The sequence below is a fragment of the Blautia parvula genome (assembly GCF_020215665.1).
Taxonomy (GTDB): Bacteria; Bacillota; Clostridia; order Lachnospirales; family Lachnospiraceae; genus Blautia; species Blautia celeris.
In genome coordinates, this window is record NZ_CP084061.1 from 2,463,834 (window position 1) to 2,481,446 (window position 17,613).

Sequence of the window (17,613 nt, forward strand, 5' to 3'; positions counted from 1 at the left end):
CATACTAAAATAGAGACAGATATTCCCCGGGAGGAACTTTTATGAACACAACAGGCATGACCACAATGGAAATCAAAAAAATAAATAAGAGCAAAGTCTACCACCTTATCTATGAAAGCCGCACCATATCCAAGCAGGGGATCGCCGCTGCCCTGCAGATGGGCATGAACACAGTGACCCAGAACCTGAAGCTTCTGGAAGAGGAAGGGCTCATCGAACGGAAAGGATACTTTGAATCCACAGGCGGAAGAAAGGCCCATGCGATCCGTATCCTTCCGGACGCCAAAATCGCACTGGGCATTGAAGTGCTCAGAAAGACCCTGCACATGGCTGCCATAGACCTTTACGGCAATATTCTGTATCAGGAATCCTGCGCCCTTCCCTTTGAAGCCTCAGACGCCTACTGTGAACAGGTCGGCAGAAGGCTCACCGCCTTTGTGGATAAATACGGCATAGAAAAAGAACATATCTTAGGGGCCTCCATTGCCATTCAGGGACTTATCTCCCCGGACGGAAGCACTGTAAGCTACGGAAGGATACTGGAGCATACGGGCATGAAGCTCTCTGACTTCTCCCGCTATATCCCATACCCCTGCCGTCTGGAACACGACTCCAAGGCTGCCGCCTATCTGGAGACCTGGCATCAGGAAAAATTCCGGGATTCCATTGTAGTTCTTCTGAACCAAAACCTGGGCGGCGCGGTCATTATAAACGGAAAGGTCCACACAGGCCTTGGCATGCACAGCGGGTCCATTGAACACATGTGCATTCAGGCTGACGGCCCGCTCTGTTACTGCGGGGAACACGGCTGTCTGGAAACCTACTGTTCCGCGGACAGTCTGGAACGGGCGGCGCAGACGGATATCCCCTCCTTTTTCCGGGAGCTGCGCCGTGGAAATTCCGCGTTTGCAGACATATGGGAGGACTATCTGGACCACCTGGCCTTTGCCCTCTGCAACCTGAACGTTATACTTGACTGCCGCATCATCATCAGCGGCTACCTGGCTCCTTATATTACAGGGGAAGATGTGGTGCAACTTACCAAACGCATACAGGACAGCTCCCCGTACAGTCTCCCGGATGATTTTATCTTTTTGAGCACCCACGGACAGCTTGCTCCGCCGGTCGGCGCAGCACTTTCTTATATCGATCAGTTTCTGCAGACAATTTAAGGGTATGGGAACCGCATTCCTGCGCGGTTTCCATACCCTTTCCACTATTCCTCATAAAAACAGACCTGGTTCTTGCCTCTTTTCTTCGCCTCGTATAAAGCCTTATCTGACTTCCGGTACAGAACCGGCTGTGTGATACCGTCCTTCGGAACAGAGGCCACGCCTATACTGACAGACAGCTTACATCCGCTGAATTCTTTTGGCAGGCTGCTTTGGAAATTATCCATGAGCTGTTCTGCTTTTCTGCTTATCTTCTGGCGTTCATTAACATTTTTCATAAACACCACAAACTCATCGCCGCCCAGACGCCCGATAAAGTCATCGCCCCGGAAGGTATTTTTCAGACAGGCTGCGAAAAGCTGCAGCACTTTATCTCCGTTTGGATGACCGAAGGTATCATTCACATTCTTAAAATTATCCAGATCCATGATCATGAACGCTCCTGCGCTGCCGCTCTCCGCTATGACACTCTCCACTTCCTGTTCCAGAGCTCTTTTATTCTTCAGCCCTGTCAGCGGGTCCCTGCTGGCACTCTGCACAGCCTCCGAGAGCTGCTGCATCTGACGGCTGATATCAATAAAGGCGCACTGCACCACCAGAGCCCCCTCCTGCATCTGCACATCAAAATTTCCATAGGCCCATTTGCGCTGTCCGTCCCTGCACAGAATCAAAAATTCTCTGGAGATAAGTCCCTCTTTCAGCTTCAAAAACCATTCCCTGTCCTCCTCCTCTAAAACGGGCTGCAGGAATCTGCCGTATCTCTCCTCATAATCCTCCATAGTGTATTCCATAAACTGATAAAACCCGTCATTGGAATCCAGTATAGACAACTTATCGTCCAGACGGAAACGCACGATTGCACTGGGCACTGTCCGGTAAATGGAGCGGATATTCTCATATGCCCGTCTGATCTGTCTGTGGTTCTTGCGCCGGCCGTTCAGCATTCCGAATGCCATAAGCCCCAGCACCAGAAGAATGAACACGCAGTAAAAGGCTGTGCCGTCAATGACGTTCCGCGTCTTGACATCCACCACATTACACGGAACCACCAGCAGCAGATACCAGTCATTGATCCCTGTGGCAGTGTATTCCAGTATAAAATCCTCACCGCTTTTCTGATAGCGTATGTATCCGTTCTCTCCCTTCTGCATGTTGTCCGCAAATTTTTCCAGGTCCGGGGCGGTAAAATCCCTGCTGATCACATGCTTCAGATCCTCCAGCACATTCTGCCTGGCGTCCCCTTTGGCTGAGTGCACCAGGACCTCGCCTTTGGAGTCCGTGATATAATTGTACCCTTCCCCGTTGAAATAGCGAATGGACATGAGATGCTCCAGCTCATCCATGGTATACTGCCCGAGCACAAGCCCCTGTATCTCCCCGTCCCGGTAAATGGGCACACTGATGACCATGGTACGGCTGCTTCCGTCCTCAGCCACATAGCTCTCCACCGAGCTTTGGCCCTGAAGGGCCTTTTGAAAATACGCACGGTCCTTTACCAGGATCTGCTGTTCCATGCCGTTATAATACATGATGCCGTCCAAATCCACCACGGCAAGCCTTGTAAAGCGTGTAATGCCTGACTTCTGTTCCAGAATATCCAGGACCCTCTGAGAATGGATTGATGTTTTCTGGCCGCCTATGGAGTCTGAGATTCCTTCCAGATACAGATAGTCGTTGTCGACCCTCTCATTGATCAGCTTGATGCTCTGCTGGGCAAGCTCCTGCGCATAGGCGTTCGTCTCTTTTTCCAGAATGTCATGAATGTAAGTACCGTAATAAAAAGAGGCGCCGATAATGACCCCCACCGTCAGGATAAGGAGGCCGGCTGTTATCCATCTTTTTTTCTTCTGCATAACATTCCTTCTTCCCGATTATTACTTATATTATATATGACTCCGGTGTGCTCGTCAATTGAACAAAGAAACTCCTTTACAGTCTCCCGCACTGTCGATTATAATGGGAATATAGCTAAAAAGAGGAGGGATTTTATGAGTAAGGCAAAAACTGTTTTAAAAGGCTTCGGTATCCTGCTGCTTATACTTGCCGGTATTTTACTGCTTCTGCTGGTTTATCTGACTGTGCGGGAATATCGTCCGAAGGCGGAGGAATCCCTGGAGGGAAATTATAAGGACGGTGCGTTCATTTCTCTGCGCAGCCCCTTCTCAGTCATGAGCTACAATACGGGATATGCCGGCCTCAGCAAAGACGAGGACTTCTTCATGGACGGCGGTACGAAAGTAAAACCCGCTTCCAAAGCCCTGGTGGAAGAAAATATGGAAGGCATCACAAAGGTACTGCAGGATAATCCGGCTGACGCATACTTTTTACAGGAAGTGGATATAGACTCCACCCGCTCATACCATATAGATGAGCGCAGCGCTTACAGCAAAGCCCTTGAAAAAAACAGCTTCTTCGCGTATAACTTCAAATGCGATTATGTTCCTTATCCCCTCCCTCCCATTGGACATGTGGAGAGCGGGCTTGTAACGCTGACTGACAACTATGTGGCCGGTGCCAGCAGGATTTCCCTTCCGGAATCCTTCTCCTGGCCTATCAAGACCTGCAATCTGAAGCGCTGTCTTCTTGTCACCCGGTTTCCGCTTCAGGATTCGGAAAAAGAACTGGTGCTCATCAACTTCCACCTGGAAGCTTACGACAGCGGCGAGGGCAAAATCGCTCAGAGCAAAATGCTGGCGGACATTCTGGAAGCAGAATACGAAAAAGGGAACTATGTGATCGCCGGCGGTGATTTTAACCAGACCTTTGAGGGTGTGGACAAATATCCTGTCACCAATAAGGAAGACTGGGCGCCGGGCGTGATCGGAACCGATGACCTGCCGGATCACTTTTCCTTTGCCATTGATGACACCTATCCCACCTGCCGTCTTCTGAACGCCCCGTACACCGGTTCCTATGACACCTCACAGGTCTATGTCATCGACGGATTTATCGTGTCAGACAATCTGGCCGTCAGAAATGTGAACGTCATTGATGTGGGATTTGAACATACAGACCACCAGCCGGTGCGCCTGGAGGTGGCGTTTAAGTAGGAATACTGTTTTCCCGGCCTTTTGCATAGAGTATCTATAGAGGATATTCTGTGAAAAGGAGTATTTACATGAGGGAAATCAGCCATATCACACTGAAAAACCAGGGAGATTTCATTGTCCGTCCGGGCTTTGTCTACGTGGACGGCAAAGGCAGCCGTATCTGTGAGAAGGGACATATGATGGTAGCAGCGGGCAGTTCTGCCACCATCAGCCTGAAGGATCACGGGATACCGGAGGGCTCCTGTATCACCTTCTACGCGGAAGTTCCCCAGGGACCGGACCGGGAGGCTCATCAGATTTTTGTGTACGCGGAGGATTGCGGGAACACAGCCCATTACGTCATAAGCGGTACGGCAGCAAACAGTACACTGGGATTTCTGAAAGAAGTCTGAGGTATGTATCCTTAAAACATAAAAACAACGCCGGATACTCATGTATTTCCTACTGGTATCCGGCGTTGTTTTTCACTTATTTTCTATTTTGCCTCTGTCTTTATCAGCATCATAAAGAAACGGAGCAGTACATAACCGATGATCATGGTTGTGAGAAATGTCTGAAAGCCTGCAAGCTGGTTCACGGCACTGCCCAGTCCCTCCTGTCCCTGCGCGGTGAGAAACGCCCCCATTTTTGCGGAAGCCACGATTCCGATAGCCATGGGGAAGGTCATGCCCGCATAGCCCGGTGCAAAGGGAAAGGAAAAGAATTTCGGCAGCTTTATGACAATGAAAACCAGGGACGCAAGCACGCAGAGGTACAGAAGTGTTACCAGAATCCTGTTGGGGTCATCCAGCACATTCAGCACACTCACGACGCAGAGGCTGCAGGGCGCAAGCAGAACCGCCATGGTGTGATAGACTGCCGGTTTTACTTCCACCTTCATAAGCCTCCAGATCATGAAGGGCACCAGGATCACATAGATGGCGATTCCGTAATATGTGACCACGGTCAGTATCCCTTTGGCATTCATGGCTCCCCCTGTCACACAGCTCACCATAATACCATTGTATGTAACAAACCAGCTTGGCACAAAGGTGTTGATGTCGCGTTTCATGACCATATTTCGGACTGTAAACACGATCAAATGTACCGTATGGATGGCAAGGCCTGCGGCCCAGATGAACTTTCCGCCTGCAAATCCCAGTTCATAGAAATAACTTCCCAGTATCATGGTGACCATGGAAAATCCTGCGTAGAGGCTTGCCGGCACTACGTTCTTGTACTCCTCCAGGCATGTTTTGGGAAACCGTATGATCTTGACAATATAACAGACCATGACGATCAGGGCTGTCCACATCATAAAATGCCGCAGCCAGCTATAGCCGAATCCCGCATATACGTTGCTGAGAGTCAGTGCGCCTACAAATGTGGGCAGTATGGGCACAGGTAATTTTTCCAGTCTATTCATCTTTTATGTCCTCCTGATAATAGTATTCAAAGTTGTCACCCACATGGAAAAAGTCAGAGTAATCAATTTCAAAAATAGGTTTTTTCACCCTGGACACATCAATTCTCCTGGCTATGAGCTGCTGGAGTACTCCGCTGTAGGATAAATCCCCCTGGATGATAGCTCCCAATATCCGCCCGTTCTTGTGGATGATCTTCTTATATCCGTCTTTTCCCTCCTGTGTCTCCACCAGCTCCGTCTCATCCTGCGGTTCTGCCTGTCCCAGAGACATGGTGGGTATCCCGAAAAAATTCATGGTGGACTTGCTGGCAAAGAAGTCTGTCATCTTCCGCTTCCCACCTGCCATATTGCTGCCGGCAATAATGCCCTCCTTGACAGCTACAGGCCAGATAGGTGCCCTGCCGGATACATCCCCGGCCCCGTAGATCCCCGGCACGTTCGTCTCACCGGATTCGTCAAAGAGAAGGCCGAACCGGTCTGTCTCCACCTGACATTCCTCCAGAAACTCCACATTAGCCCGCACACCGGCTGTCACAATGAGGAGATCACAGGGGATTCTGCTGCCGTCTGACAAAAGCAGCTCCTTAACATTTCCCTCCCTGTCACAGAACAGCTCCTGCACACCGGTGCCGTAATACTGCCTGACTCCCTTTTCGCTCATGGCAGCCTCGTAGACGGCAGCGGCTTTTTTGTCAAGCTGTCTGCACAGCAGATGGTCTGCCAGTTCCACGACCACGGGCTTTACGTCATTTTCCAGCAGGCCCGAAACCGTATCCAGGCCTACAAGCCCGGCACCCATGACTACCACATGCTCTGTCCTTGGCAGGGCCTCTTTGATCCTGTCAATATCACACAGGTTCCTGAAGCCGATGACATTTCCCGCTTCCCTCATACCCTTTACAGGGGGGATAAAGGTGTGGGAGCCTGTGGCAATGAGAAGCCTGTCAAATCCTACACGCTCTCCGTCTGCCAGCAAAACGGTGCGCTCTTCACAGTTAACGGAAACCGCCTCCCTGCCTTTCATAAACCGGACCCTGTATTTTTCCGTAAAATCAGGCTCTGTGAAATCAAGCTGCTGTACTGTCCTTATATTTCCCAGATAATGGTGGAGGATACACCTGGAATAAATGATCTCATCCCTGGAGATCATGAGGATCTCCCCGTCCTCGTCCACTCTGCGGATCTCTTTTGCCGCATTGACACCGGCTGCGGAGGAACCCAGAATCACATATTTCATAGCCTACACCTCCTCAAATGTAATCGCCTGCATGGGACATTTCTCCACACACATAGGGGCGCCTTTTTTATCACTGCTTCTGTGCACACACATGTTGCACTTCATGATCTCCTTGTGCTTGTGGCTGTCACTTTTCAAAATGCCGAAGGGACATGACATGATGCACATATAGCAGCTTGCACAGCGGTCCTTGTCGTATTCCACATATCCTGTCTCGGGATTCTTGCTCATGGCTCCTGTCATGCAGGTATAAACACACTCCGGCCGTTCGCAGTGCCGGCAGAATATGGGAGCCGGTTTTGTCTCACTGTCAATCACCACGCGGTTTCTGGAATCCCCGCTGTCCGTCTCATGGCTGACCACGCAGGCGGTGACACAGGTCAGGCAGCCGATACATTTGCTGCGGTCTATTTTAATCCGATACATCTTCGTTCCCCCTTATCTTTTTTCAAAGCGGACAGCCGCTGATTTGTAGGATGGTTCTTTGGAATAGGAATCATATATGGATGGCGTGAGCTTATTGCACTCAATATAATGAATGGGCGCGTACAGCTCGTCTTCCCTGACATGGTCCGTGATCTTCACAGCGAACTCAGCGTTCTGTCCATTGGCGGAATACACACAGATTCTGTCATTTTCTTTTACACCGTGATGCTTTGCAGTGGCGGGATGCATGTAGAGATATGCCTTTTTCAGAGAGACATCTTCCACAAACTTCACTTCCTTTGTCCTGCTCTGAGTATGCCACTGGCCCACAGAGCCACGCCCGGTGTTGAACACATATGGGAATTCCTCTGTTGTGGGCATAGGGTTTTCTATGGGTGTTTCAAATATAAACTGCGCTTTTTTGGACGGTGTAAAGAATCTGCCGTCTTCATAAAGCCTTCTCTGGTCCTCTTTCAGGGTTTCCCCTTCCCGGAACGGCCACTGGATTCCATGGGAATTCTCAAGTCCCTCCCATGTCACCCCTGTAATGTCGCAGGGCATTCCCCTGGAACATTCCCGCATAAGTGCAAAGCAGTCCTTTGGCGTCTCCCATCCCTTCAAAAGTTCTCCCATGCCCAGGGCTTTTCCCACTCCGAGGATGGCTTCGTAGTCGGATATTTCATTTTCCTCCCTTGGAAGCACCTGCCGCATAGCGGAGAGCCTGCGTTCCAGATTGATATAGGTTCCCTCTTTCTTCATGCCGGATACCACAGGGAAGAATACCGTGGCGCCCTCAGCGCTTTCAATGGTGTCATAGATATCCTGCACCACATAGAGCTCCAGCTTCTTCACAGCTTCGGCAAAAGTTTCATTGTTGGTCCAGCTATGTCTTGGGTTGGTGCAGAGGATCCACAGTCCCTTGATCTCTCCTGCATTGATCCCCTCGATGATCTGGTTATAGGTCTTCGTGGGCTTTTCCGCCAACACGCTCTCCTCCACACCCAGCGCCTCCGCCACCCTTGCTCTTCTGGCAGGATTGGTGAAGTCACCGCCTGCATAGAGTACAGCGGTGTTGCTGTAGGAACGGGAACCCATGGCATTGCACTGGCCTGTAATGGAGTTGGCACCTGTTCCGGGACGCCCGATATTTCCTGTCATCAAAGCCAGGTTGATGACAGCCTGGGCTGTACGGACAGCCTCATACCCCTGATTCACGCCCATGGTCCACCAGAATGAAACACGCTTTCCTGTGTGGATCAGCTCCACAAGCTCCAGGATCTGCCCCTCGGAAAGGCCCGTCTTCTCCGCAGCCCCGCTCAAAGTATAGTCTTTTACAAATGCCTTGAATTCCCGGAACTTTTCCGTGTGCGCTTCTATGTATTTCTTATCAATATAATCTTTCTCGATCAGAAGATTGGCAATGGCATAATACAGGTACAGATCGCTCTTGTGCTTCAGGCCGTACCAGTAATCCGCGTTTCTCGCACTCTCTGATTTTCTCGGGTCAATGACGATCAGCTTCTTGTTGTGGTTGTCCTTGATCTTCCCCCACACGATGGGATGTGTCACCACCGGGTTGGCTCCTATGAGGATGATGGTGTCGGACAGCTCCAGGTCCTTCAGCGTATATCCGGGAGCGTCAAAACCGTAGCTCTGTTTATGTGCAACCACTGCTGTGGCCATACAGAGACGGGTATTGCCGTCCACGTTTGTCTTCAGATAGTTGCGCATCACATGGCCGAACAGTGCGAATTCCTCCATGGTAAGCTGTCCGGTGCTGATGCCTGCCACGCTCTCCGTTCCGTATTTTGCCTGGAGCTCTTTGAGCTTGTCAGCTACATACTGAAAGCCCTCCTCCCAGGGCACTTCCTTCATGGTCCCGTCCGCCTGTCTGATCTTCGGCAGAGGAGACGGCTTTTTCACTGTGAGCTGCTTGTCCAGAGACAGCCCTTTGATACAGCAGAATCCGTCATTGACCGGATAGCCTTTTGTGGGGACAACCTTCATAATCCTGTTGTCCTCCACATAAAAATCCAGATTACAGTCTATGGCACAGTAATTGCAGGTGGATTGTATTTTCTTCATGACTTCCTCCTATTTTCCTGAAATATCACGATTTCTTCCGTGTTTTCTTCTATTTAAAAGGATAACTCCACACATACAAAAAAACCGTGACAAAAATCACGGTTTTCTGCTTATTCTTTGAAGTAACTGTTTAATGCATCCGGTTCCGGTATCACAAAGGTATTCTTATCATAACGGACAAGGTCCTGTTCCACCAGAACTTTGAGCTGGCGGGAGGCTGTCTCCCTTTTCGTCCCCAGCATATCCGCAAGCTGGGTCACCGTCAGTTTCAGACAGATGCGGACACCGTCCTTCTCCCTCTTCCCATAGTCGCGGGCCAGTTTCCACAGCTTGGCTGCCATCTTCTTTTCCCCTCTGGTGGCATTGGTGGTGTTCTTTAACTGGCGGTACAGTCTGCGGACCTTATGGGACTGGGAGGAAAACAGAAAGCGCATGAGCCTTGCGTCTGTCTCCATCAGTGCCAGAAGCTGCTTTCTGGGGACTGCCAGTATCAGGGCCTCCTCCATGATCTCGCAGCTCACAGGCTCCGGCAGGTCCTGAAGGATCTCCTCATTTAACAGGCTTCCCCTTCCCAGAACGAAAATCACCTTTTTTTCGCCCATGGCATTCATCTTATATAACGCGGCAGTGCCGCTCACTACGGCATATACTGTGACAATCTCTTCTCTCTCCCGATACAGGTGCTGCCCCTTTTTCATCCGCAGCAGCACACTGTAGCGTGCCAGATGTTCCAGGCTGGACTGCCGTATGTCATCTGCTCCGAAAATGATTCCCAGTGATTCTTCTGTATCCGTCACCCTCACGCTCCCATCTTCATATATTCCCGGTCTTTCCCAGCCGCTGCTGACATTATACCGTAATAAGTGACGAATATCTACATTTAATTGCAGGATGTATGTAAAGACGTCAATTCTATATATAGGTTATAAAAATATCCGATTCCCACAAACAGCATCAGTAAAACTCCCAGAAACAGCATGAGATAATACTGGTTTTCACTCCGCATAACGCTCAGCTTGTAATTCATGCACCAGGTCTTCACAAACTCTGTGCTTCCCAGCAGGAGAAGGGCTGCCTGTATAGCAGGAAACACAAAGATCTGGGTATCTCCCTTCAGCATAAAAAACGCAGGAACACTGAGGACCAGTGTCACGGCAAAAATCACCCATGCCTTTTTATTATTCAGAAATATCATATCACATTCTCCTTTTGCTTTTCTTTCCCGCATCTTATGACTCTTTTGGAAGAATGTCAATATCATACTCACAATATCAGGCTTTTCCTGCACGAAATACATTTCCCCCACAGGCTCTAGCCGGCGTTCAGGGAACGTCTTCTTCTCTATTCTGCCAGTTTTGTCAGCTTCTTCATGTCTGTTTTCAAATTCCGGTAGACAGAGTGGTACAGCTCAAAATACTCATTATATTTTTCATGGTTCTTCTCATCCGGCATGATCTTTTCATCCAGCACCTGCCACTCTTTCACCTTTTCATAGGAAAGAATGCCGGTGCCGATGCCTGCCAGGATCACATCCCCCATGTTCGCCTCCACATCCTGCTTGGGGCAGACCACAGGATAACCGGTCACATCCGCGAAAATGTGTCTCCAAACCCGGGACTTTGTGACCCCTCCGGCCAGGAGAATATACTCGCCCAAATCCTCCCCGGTGGCTTCCATGGCGTCCCTCAGAGAATAGGCAACCGCCTCTAAAAATGCCCGGTACAGATGCCCTTTCGTATGTGCCAGGGAAAGTCCCACAATGGTGCCCTTGGCGTCAGAATCCCAGACCGGACTTCTCTCTCCCATGAAATAAGGAAGGACCACAAGTCCCTCACTGCCCGCCGGGATTTTCTCCGCCATGGCATTCAGCACATCATAGGAATTATTCTCTTCCCCGCCAAACGTATTCCGGAACCATTTTACAATGGCCCCCGCTGTGGCTCCCCCGGCAAAATAATAGGAGAGCTTTTTGGCATCGTACAGATACGGCCACACGATAAGCCCGTTCCCTTTTACGGGTTTATCAGAAATCAAAGCCGCGCACATGGATGTCCCGATGGCCGCTGCGTAGATGCCGGATTCCAGCACACCCAGGCCGATATTGGCAGCGCCGCAGTCAATGCCCCCTGCAATGACCGGCATTCCCTCCATAAGTCCCAGGCTCTCTGCCGCCTCCTTTGTCAGGCCGCCTGCAATATCCGTGGATTCCACCAGCTTTGCAGGCATTTTCTCCATGGGGATTCCCATGGCCTCCATCATTTCCTCTGACCAGGTTCTGGTGCGCATATCGAATATGCCGCCGATATTGCCCGCAGAAGAATAGTCAATGACGATTTCTCCTGTCAGATGGTAGATCACATAATCATTGGGCGGAAGAAAAAGCTTTGTCCTCTCCCAGTTTTCATGCTCATGGTTCTTGATCCAGAGCATCTTCGTGTAGCCGTAGTATGGGTCAGCGCCGTTCTGGGTGATCTCCAGAAGCTTTTCTTCCCCAATATGGGAAAGTACCCAGTCGCTTTCCTCCTGTGCCCTCCTGTCCATCCAAATCAGACAGGGGCGCACCGGCCGCATTTCCTCATCCAGAGGGATTCCGGAACCGCCGTAGAGCCCGCTGACAGCCAGGCCCCTTATGTCCTCTTTCGCGATGCCTGATTTCAGCACGGTTTCCCTGATAGAACTGCGGGCCGCTTCAAGCCACACATCCGGCCACTGCTCTGCCCATAAAGGGCGCGGTGTCAGCACATCGTACTCCACCAGATGCTTTGCGATTAAATTCCCCTCTGTGTCCATTAAAATGGTCTTTGTACCGGATGTGCCGATATCTGTACCTAATAAATATTCCATTCCTGTTCTCCTTCAGCAGACATTTTTTCAGGTGTTTTTTAGAAACAGGTGAACGCTCCGTCCACAATAAAATCAGAACCTGTGGTAAAGCTGCTGGTATCTCCTGCCAGATAGACGGCGATGGACTGCAGCTCTTCCGGACGGCCCATACGGCCCATAGGAGCCATGGCATTCCACTGTTCAATCAGGGGTTTCAGGCTGGGGGAGTTGAGGGTCAGCTCTGTTCCCATGTATCCCGGGCTGATGCAGTTTACTCTCACGCCGCGTTTTGCGAACTCAATGGCCATGGATTTTGTAAGCTGGATCACACCGGCCTTGGAGGCATTGTAGGAGCACTGGGGCTGCGGTACATTTACAATGTGGGCTGACATGGAGGCTGTGTTGATGATGGAGCCGTATCCCTGTTTCAGCATCTGCTTTGCCGCTGCCTGGGCGGTTAAGAATACGCCGCTCAGATTGATATCAATCACTTTCTTCCACTGCTCGTAGGTCATCTCCTCACAGGGGATATTCATGCAGATGCCTGCGTTGCAGAACGCTGCGTCCAGCTTGCCGAATGTGTTCACGATCTCTTCCATCATGGCATTTACTTCCTCCGGCTTTGTGACATCCGTCTTGATGGCAATGGTCTTCACGCCGTTTTCCTCAGCAATGCTACCTGCTGTCTTCTCTGCCTCCTCAATATCCACGTCCACGATTGCCACATCACTGCCGGCCTCTGCAAGGGCGATTGCGATCTGTTTCCCGATACCTCTGGCGCCTCCTGTTACGAAAGATACTTTCCCGTCCAGTCTCATTTTCTCGATAATTCCCATGTTTTTTTCTCCTTTTCAAAGTGGATTTGTTTTTGTGATTCTATTTTGTAAAATCATTTTGTAAAATCTATTTATATAATAATCCCCGGATATCAATTCGTCAATATGTATAACTATCCAAATATGGATGGGGATTTTTATGAATTTCTACCAAAGGTGTTTGCCGGCTGTTTGTGCTATACTCTATTGTATAAAGTTTTTTTATAAATATCCTTTACAAATCTCCGGGCCAATGTGTCTGCCGGGTCGGAATCATGGTATAGATTTTCACAGAGAAAGGAAAAGAAACATGGGAAATATTACATTGACGGATATAAAGAAAAACAATTATTCTTTAATTTACAACCTGCTGTATGAGCAGGAAAAGCTCTCCAAGCAGGAGATTGCCAACCAGCTTCATCTCAGCCTGCCCACGGTCACACAGAATCTGGTTGCTCTGGAGGATGCCGGCCTGATTGAAAAGGGAGGACAGTTTGCATCCCAGGTGGGGAGAAAAGCCGTTGCCTACACACTCTGCCTGCAGGCAGGGATCGGAATCGGTGTGGAGATTTTAAAGAAGCAGATTCGGATTCTGGCCGTTGACTTGAAGGGGCAGATCTGCGGATGTATGGAATATGAGTTATTGTACAGAAATGATGATGCCTACTATAAAGAGATCGCCGGATATGTCAGCACCTTTATTGAGGACAGCGGATTTACGAAGAAACAGATTCTGGGTATCGGCTTTGCTGTACAGGGTCTGACAACAGCCGACGGACAGGAGATCATCTTTGGCAAGACCCTGGGTTATACAGGGCTTAAGATCACTGCCCTTTCCGGATACCTTCCATATCCCTGTATGTTCCTGCACGATGCCAAATGTGCCGCTGCCACAGAGCTGTGGAACCGCAGGGATCTGACCGACGCCATTTATCTCTCCATCGGCAAGCATCTGGGCGGTGCGGTGATCATCGGCGGACAGACCGTGATGGGAAAACAGGACCACGGCGGCGCGGTGGAGCATATGACCCTGATTCCCGGCGGCAGGCAGTGCTACTGCGGCAAATCCGGCTGCATGGAGACATACTGTTCTGTCAATGCTCTGCTTTTGGAGGATGAGAGCCTGGAAGAATTCTTTGACGGACTCAGGAATGGAAAGGAAGAGAACAAGGTACGTTTTGAGGAGTATCTGGAGAATCTTTCCACGGCGGTAAATAACCTGCATATGGTGATGGACTGCGATGTGATCCTCGGCGGGCATATGGCGCCTTATCTGACAGAGGAGGATCTGGCTGCGCTCCATAAAAAAGTGAAGGAAAAATCCGCGTTTCCGGATGAGGCGGATTTTATCTTTTTGTCCGAGGCCGCAAGGGATTCGGTGCCGGTGGGGGCAGCGCTTGCATATGTGAAAGGGTTTTTAGAAGAGATTTAGATAGATAAAACACCAGTTTTTCGCTGCCGATCTGTGGCACGGCCGCAGCCTAAATAAGAATCCAGCTCTCCTGCATCCTCTTCAGGGACTTGACCTTCCGCTCTGTCACTTTATCCTCCGGCAGTATCTCACTGCACAGGATAGGGGATTCTGCCGTGTATCTCCTTCGCCCGGCTGCGGCGGCCCGGCTGCTTTGGTTGGCATAGCAGTACAGGCATCCGTGGGGACAGGTATCATAGGCACCGATATCTATACTCTCCACACAGCCGCATTCGCTTCTCTGGTTTTTGTCTTTTTTCACATCCAGGCTGCAGCCGCACAGACGCCGGATCAGTTCCCCGTCCACACAGCTTCCGTGGGCGATCCCGTATTTCTGCAGGTCTGCTTTTTCCGCGCAGGTCACGATCTCCATACCGTGAACATGGGCAGTGCGGGCCAGCTCCCCGGCGAATCTGCCCAGGCTTTCCTCCTCCAAATTCTCACATTCCAGCATTTCCAGGTTCTTTTTTATCTTCGGATAGTAGTCAAGAAAACTGATCACCACCCGCTCTGTATAACCCTCCAGCGCCTCTGCGATTCCGGAAAATGCCCGCAGATGATATTGCGGTGTATAGCGGGCATTAAAGAAAACCGGGTCATAGCGCCACACCACCCGTTCTGCCCCTATAGTCTCTGCCAGTGTTTGGAACGCGGGAATCAAAACCTGTTTCTTATCCGGCAGCCCGGGCTCCACATCCCTTCCGTACCCGGTCAGAGTAAACTGAAAATAATACATATACGGATCAAGAAGCGGCAGCTTCTCAAACATAGGGACCGGATTCTTGGTCCAGAACACAATACAGTCCACCACCTCCGGCTTAAGGGATATCCTGCTCACCTGATGAAAGTTAAAAGGATTGCGGACACAGGCATATCCCTCCTCAATCCTTTTAAAAAACCAGTCCCGGTAATAGGCCGGTATATCTGTCCTTCGGCTCACACTCAATATCATTCACGCCACCTCTTTTTCGAAAATATGTTCGTTTTTCTGATTATACACCTTTTTTTCACCGGACACAACTGTGACACAAATTTCAAGGAAAATCCCCCAAAATTCGTCTTGTCCCTTCCCTCCCCATTGTCTATACTTATAGACATGAAAAGGTTTATGACAGGAGGAAAAATCATGAACAGAGAATACCATGTAGCCGTCACCGGCTCTGACTATGCAAAGGGGACGAAAGAGGATCCCTTCCGAACCATACAAAGGGCAGCCAAAGCCGCCGAGACAGGAGACAAAGTCATTGTACATGAGGGCGAGTACCGGGAATGGGTCAAGCCGGAACACAGCGGCTACAGCGACATCAGCCGTATTGTATACGAGGCAGCCGAGGGAGAAAAGGTCGTGATAAAAGGCTCCGAACGGATCCAAAACTGGGAGAATACAGAGGGGACCGTTTGGAAAGCAGTGATTCCAAACACTGTTTTCGGTGACTACAATCCCTACAAAGAGCCGCTCTGGGGTGACTGGTTCATCTATCCGGATGACAATTCCGTCCATGCAGGAGATGTCTACTTAAACGGCAAATCTTTCTACGAAGCAAAATCCCTGGATGAGGTGAGAAATCCCCAGATCCGCACAGAGGGATACAACCCGCCGTGGACCAAACACCCGGAACCCATCAAAGATAAAGAGTGGACCATTTATCAGTGGTATGCTGAGACAGACCATGAAAATACATATATTTACGCCAATTTCCAGGGAGCTGATCCCAACAAAGAGCTGACCGAGATCAATGTGCGTAAGTGCTGCTTCTACCCTGAAAAAACTGGCATGAATTATATCACCGTGCGCGGCTTTGAGATGGCACAGGCTGCCTGCCCCTGGACACCGCCTACTGCTGACCAGCCGGGCCTTCTGGGTGCTAACTGGAGCAAGGGCTGGATCATTGAAAACAATATGATACATGATGCGAAATGCAGCGGCATCAGCATTGGCAAGGAGGCCTCCACAGGCCATAACCTCTGCACCAGAAGACACAGAAAACCGGGATACCAGTATCAGATGGAGGCAGTGTTCCGCGCCCTGAAGATTGGCTGGAGCAAGGAAAAGATCGGTTCCCACATTATCCGCAACAACGTCATCTATGACTGCGGACAGAATGGTATCGTAGGCCATATGGGCTGTGTGTTCAGCCAGATCTACAACAACCATATCTATAATATTGCCGTAAAACACGAGTATTTCGGCTATGAGATCGCAGGCATCAAGCTGCACGCAGCCATTGACGTACAGATCCACGACAACAATATCCATGACTGTACTCTGGGCACCTGGCTTGACTGGCAGGCACAGGGCACGCGCGTCAGCAAAAACCTGTACTATAACAACGACCGTGACCTGATGGTGGAAGTGACTCACGGGCCTTATATGGTAGACAACAACATCTTTGCCTCTGCCTACAACTTCGACAATATCGCCCAGGGCGGTGCATATATCCACAACCTGTGCTGCGGAACCATGAGAAGAGAGGATGTCCTGAACCGATCCACTCCCTATCACTTCCCGCACAGCACGGAAGTTGCCGGCACCACACCTGTATACGGCGGAGATGACCGTCTGTACAACAACATTTTCGTGGGCAGCGTGGATGCCTATACGGAGCAGTCCTTATGCGGAACCATAGGCTACAACGGCTCCACCAAAACCCTGGAGGAATATATGGAAACCGTTGCTTCCATGGGAAATGAGGACCTGGAAATGTTTGAACAGGTAAAACAGCCTGCCTACATCAATCACAACGCTTATCTGAAAAATGCCCCGGCATTTGACGCGGAGAAAGAGAACTACACAAGTGCTGCTGATCCCCAGGTAAAAATCTCCGTGGAGGGAGAGGAAACCTATCTGGAAATCCATGCAGAAAAAGAGATGCTTCATATGCCCGCCGGAATCATCTCCACAGAAACACTGGGTATGGTCCGCATTCCGGAAGCCCCCTTTGATGGCCCTGACGGTGAATCCATTGTTCTGGATACTGACTATAACGGTGCCGTACGCTGTGAAACACCGGCTGTTGGACCTTTAGAAGGACTGAAAGAAGGATATAATAAAATAAAAGTCTGGGGATAACCCAGAACCTCAGAACGGGACACCCCATAACAGGGTGTCCCGTCTTTCTTTGCAGCAGA

15 protein-coding genes are annotated in these 17,613 nt (G+C 50.1%); 5 read left to right on the top strand and 10 right to left on the bottom strand.

Annotation, left to right across the window (positions count from 1 at the left end):
• Positions 1–41: 41 nt before the first annotated feature.
• Complete coding sequence (locus tag LC508_RS11535) at positions 42–1,172, top strand: ROK family transcriptional regulator (RefSeq protein ID WP_033141279.1); 1,131 nt, start codon at positions 42–44, stop codon at positions 1,170–1,172.
• Between the two features lie 44 nt (positions 1,173–1,216).
• On the opposite strand, the gene LC508_RS11540 is transcribed toward LC508_RS11535, so the two are convergent.
• The gene (locus LC508_RS11540) at positions 1,217–3,025 is read right to left on the bottom strand and encodes a sensor domain-containing diguanylate cyclase (RefSeq protein ID WP_052099432.1); all 1,809 of its coding nucleotides are present in this window, start codon (positions 3,023–3,025) and stop codon (positions 1,217–1,219) included.
• A gap of 135 nt (positions 3,026–3,160) precedes the next feature.
• On the opposite strand from LC508_RS11540, the gene LC508_RS11545 reads away from it, so the two are divergent.
• On the top strand, positions 3,161–4,222 hold the full coding sequence (locus LC508_RS11545) for an endonuclease/exonuclease/phosphatase family protein (RefSeq protein ID WP_033141280.1): 1,062 nt from the start codon (positions 3,161–3,163) through the stop codon (positions 4,220–4,222).
• Positions 4,223–4,290: 68 nt separating this feature from the next.
• A complete protein-coding gene (locus LC508_RS11550) occupies positions 4,291–4,614 on the top strand; it encodes a hypothetical protein (protein ID WP_052099434.1) in 324 nt (107 codons plus the stop codon).
• 83 nt (positions 4,615–4,697) lie between these two features.
• Here the strand turns inward: LC508_RS11550 and LC508_RS11555 are convergent, their stop codons facing one another.
• The 8 genes from LC508_RS11555 to LC508_RS11590 all read right to left on the bottom strand — a co-directional run bounded on the left by LC508_RS11555 (position 4,698) and on the right by LC508_RS11590 (position 13,034).
• The gene (locus LC508_RS11555) at positions 4,698–5,627 is read right to left on the bottom strand and encodes a TDT family transporter (RefSeq protein ID WP_054351848.1); all 930 of its coding nucleotides are present in this window, start codon (positions 5,625–5,627) and stop codon (positions 4,698–4,700) included.
• The gene (locus LC508_RS11560) at positions 5,620–6,864 is read right to left on the bottom strand and encodes an NAD(P)/FAD-dependent oxidoreductase (protein WP_103731720.1); all 1,245 of its coding nucleotides are present in this window, start codon (positions 6,862–6,864) and stop codon (positions 5,620–5,622) included. Before LC508_RS11560 ends, LC508_RS11555 begins: the two co-directional genes overlap by 8 nt.
• Positions 6,865–6,867: 3 nt before the next feature.
• On the bottom strand, positions 6,868–7,290 hold the full coding sequence (locus LC508_RS11565; RefSeq protein WP_033141283.1) for a 4Fe-4S dicluster domain-containing protein: 423 nt from the start codon (positions 7,288–7,290) through the stop codon (positions 6,868–6,870).
• Between the two features lie 12 nt (positions 7,291–7,302).
• A complete protein-coding gene (locus LC508_RS11570; protein ID WP_103731721.1) occupies positions 7,303–9,375 on the bottom strand; it encodes a molybdopterin oxidoreductase family protein in 2,073 nt (690 codons plus the stop codon).
• A 110-nt stretch (positions 9,376–9,485) separates the two neighbouring features.
• A complete protein-coding gene (locus LC508_RS11575; protein WP_081960307.1) occupies positions 9,486–10,172 on the bottom strand; it encodes a Crp/Fnr family transcriptional regulator in 687 nt (228 codons plus the stop codon).
• 83 nt (positions 10,173–10,255) lie between these two features.
• On the bottom strand, positions 10,256–10,570 hold the full coding sequence (locus LC508_RS11580; RefSeq protein WP_146051683.1) for a hypothetical protein: 315 nt from the start codon (positions 10,568–10,570) through the stop codon (positions 10,256–10,258).
• 146 nt (positions 10,571–10,716) lie between these two features.
• Complete coding sequence (locus LC508_RS11585; RefSeq protein ID WP_103731723.1) at positions 10,717–12,219, bottom strand: FGGY-family carbohydrate kinase; 1,503 nt, start codon at positions 12,217–12,219, stop codon at positions 10,717–10,719.
• 38 nt (positions 12,220–12,257) lie between these two features.
• Positions 12,258–13,034 (bottom strand): SDR family oxidoreductase, encoded by a 777-nt coding sequence (locus LC508_RS11590; RefSeq protein WP_103731724.1) that lies wholly within the window; start codon positions 13,032–13,034, stop codon positions 12,258–12,260.
• A 289-nt stretch (positions 13,035–13,323) separates the two neighbouring features.
• On the opposite strand from LC508_RS11590, the gene LC508_RS11595 reads away from it, so the two are divergent.
• A complete protein-coding gene (locus tag LC508_RS11595) occupies positions 13,324–14,445 on the top strand; it encodes an ROK family transcriptional regulator (protein ID WP_103731998.1) in 1,122 nt (373 codons plus the stop codon).
• A 49-nt stretch (positions 14,446–14,494) separates the two neighbouring features.
• On the opposite strand, the gene LC508_RS11600 is transcribed toward LC508_RS11595, so the two are convergent.
• Positions 14,495–15,436: a DUF1848 domain-containing protein gene (locus LC508_RS11600; protein WP_033141289.1), complete on the bottom strand. Its 942-nt coding sequence runs from the start codon at positions 15,434–15,436 to the stop codon at positions 14,495–14,497.
• 174 nt (positions 15,437–15,610) lie between these two features.
• Here LC508_RS11600 and LC508_RS11605 point away from each other — a divergent pair, with 174 nt between their 5' ends.
• The gene (locus LC508_RS11605) at positions 15,611–17,554 is read left to right on the top strand and encodes a right-handed parallel beta-helix repeat-containing protein (RefSeq protein ID WP_054351845.1); all 1,944 of its coding nucleotides are present in this window, start codon (positions 15,611–15,613) and stop codon (positions 17,552–17,554) included.
• The last annotated feature ends 59 nt before the right edge of the window (positions 17,555–17,613 follow it).

Coding starts and splice junctions, on each gene's coding strand:
- LC508_RS11605 (WP_054351845.1), top strand. CDS start 15,611: ATGAACAGAGAATACCATGTAGCCGTCACCGGCTCTGACTATGCAAAG.
- LC508_RS11580 (WP_146051683.1), bottom strand. CDS start 10,570: ATGATATTTCTGAATAATAAAAAGGCATGGGTGATTTTTGCCGTGACA.
- LC508_RS11600 (WP_033141289.1), bottom strand. CDS start 15,436: ATGATATTGAGTGTGAGCCGAAGGACAGATATACCGGCCTATTACCGG.
- LC508_RS11565 (WP_033141283.1), bottom strand. CDS start 7,290: ATGTATCGGATTAAAATAGACCGCAGCAAATGTATCGGCTGCCTGACC.
- LC508_RS11545 (WP_033141280.1), top strand. CDS start 3,161: ATGAGTAAGGCAAAAACTGTTTTAAAAGGCTTCGGTATCCTGCTGCTT.
- LC508_RS11570 (WP_103731721.1), bottom strand. CDS start 9,375: ATGAAGAAAATACAATCCACCTGCAATTACTGTGCCATAGACTGTAAT.
- LC508_RS11595 (WP_103731998.1), top strand. CDS start 13,324: ATGGGAAATATTACATTGACGGATATAAAGAAAAACAATTATTCTTTA.
- LC508_RS11590 (WP_103731724.1), bottom strand. CDS start 13,034: ATGGGAATTATCGAGAAAATGAGACTGGACGGGAAAGTATCTTTCGTA.
- LC508_RS11550 (WP_052099434.1), top strand. CDS start 4,291: ATGAGGGAAATCAGCCATATCACACTGAAAAACCAGGGAGATTTCATT.
- LC508_RS11585 (WP_103731723.1), bottom strand. CDS start 12,219: ATGGAATATTTATTAGGTACAGATATCGGCACATCCGGTACAAAGACC.
- LC508_RS11535 (WP_033141279.1), top strand. CDS start 42: ATGAACACAACAGGCATGACCACAATGGAAATCAAAAAAATAAATAAG.
- LC508_RS11540 (WP_052099432.1), bottom strand. CDS start 3,025: ATGCAGAAGAAAAAAAGATGGATAACAGCCGGCCTCCTTATCCTGACG.
- LC508_RS11555 (WP_054351848.1), bottom strand. CDS start 5,627: ATGAATAGACTGGAAAAATTACCTGTGCCCATACTGCCCACATTTGTA.
- LC508_RS11560 (WP_103731720.1), bottom strand. CDS start 6,864: ATGAAATATGTGATTCTGGGTTCCTCCGCAGCCGGTGTCAATGCGGCA.